At 72.7% G+C, this 1,339-nt stretch carries 1 protein-coding gene and 1 pseudogene; both read right to left on the bottom strand.

What is annotated here, in order from left to right; translation table 11 throughout:
- Positions 1 to 7: 7 nt before the first annotated feature.
- A pseudogene (locus tag AB0L34_RS33935) lies at positions 8 to 625 on the bottom strand (ABC transporter ATP-binding protein); the annotation flags it as partial.
- An 83-nt stretch (positions 626 to 708) separates the two neighbouring features.
- Entirely contained in the window at positions 709 to 1,293 is a 585-nt protein-coding gene (locus AB0L34_RS33930; protein ID WP_363709764.1) for an ABC transporter ATP-binding protein, read from the bottom strand.
- Positions 1,294 to 1,339: the final 46 nt, after the last annotated feature.

Here is a 1,339-nt window from a genome sequence, read left to right as displayed (position 1 = left end):
CGGCGGGCTACTTCTGGCCCTCGTACGCGTCGCAGACCTCCTTGGTGGGGCCGTCCATCCTCAGGACGCCGCCCTCCAGCCAGATGGTCCGCTCGCAGGTGTCCCGGATCGAGCCGATGGAGTGGCTGACCAGGAACACGGTGCCGGCGCTGTCGCGCAGCTCGCGGACCCGCTGTTCGCTGCGGACCCGGAACTTGCGGTCACCGGTGGCCAGCGCCTCGTCGATGAGCAGCACGTCGTGCTTCTTCGCCGACGAGATGGCGAAGCGCAGCCGGGCGCCCATGCCGGAGGAGTACGTGCGCATCGGCAGCGAGGCGAAGTCGCCGCGCTCGTTGATGCCGGAGAACTCGATGATCTCCGGGGCGATCTTCTTGACCTGGTCCGGTTGCATGCCCATGGCGAGGCAGCCGAGCACCACGTTGCGCTCGCCGGACAGGTCGTTGAGCAGCGCGGCGTTGACGCCCAGCAGGGACGGCTGGCCCTGGGTGTAGACCGCGCCGCGGGCCGGCGGGAGCAGCCCGGCGCTGGCCCGCAGCAGCGTCGACTTGCCGGAGCCGCTCTCCCCCACGATGCCGAACGCCTCGCCCTCGTGGACCTGCACGCTCACGCCGTCGAGCGCGCGGATCGGCTGGCCCGGCGTACGCAGCGACCGCCGCGGGGCGCGGTACTCGCGCACCACGTCGACGGCTTCCAGCAACGGGGTGGTGGTCATGCGCTGGCCTTCCCGCTTCCTAGGGGCTGGTCGCTCTCGATCGGGTGGTGGCAGGCGGCCCGCTGGGTGCTGCCGGGCGGCGCCGTCAGCAGCGGCACGGTGCCGCAGACGTCGTCGGCGCGCGGGCAGCGGTTGCGGTACACGCAGCCGGTGGGGAACGACCCGAGCGACGGCACGCGGCCCGGGATCGTCGACAGCCGGCCGCTGCCGTCGGTGCTCTCCAGCACCGTCGACGCCCGCAGGCCCGCCGTGTACGGGTGCCGGGGCGAGTCGAACACGGTCGTCACGTCGCCGTGCTCGACGATCGAGCCGCCGTACATGACGAGCAGTTCCTCGCAGATGCTGGCGACCACCGGCAGGTCGTGCGTGATGAGCAGCAGCGACGCGCCCTCCTCGCGCACCAGCGTGTCCATCAGCCGCAGCATCTCCGCCTGCACCGTGACGTCCAGCGCGGTGGTGGGCTCGTCCGCGACCAGCACGGCCGGGTCGCACGCCAGCGCGATGGCCAGCACGACGCGCTGGCGCTGACCGCCGGAGAGCTGGTGCGGGGACATTCGCGCGGTCCCGTCGGGCTCGGGCAGCAGGACCCCTTAGAGCAGTTCGACCGCGCGGGCGGAGGCCGCCCCG

The sequence above is a fragment of the Micromonospora sp. NPDC052213 genome, from assembly GCF_040679695.1.
In the GTDB taxonomy this organism is placed as follows: domain Bacteria; phylum Actinomycetota; class Actinomycetes; order Mycobacteriales; family Micromonosporaceae; genus Micromonospora.
Note: the sequence above shows the minus strand (reverse complement) of the source record. Positions and strands in the feature narration are given on the sequence as shown.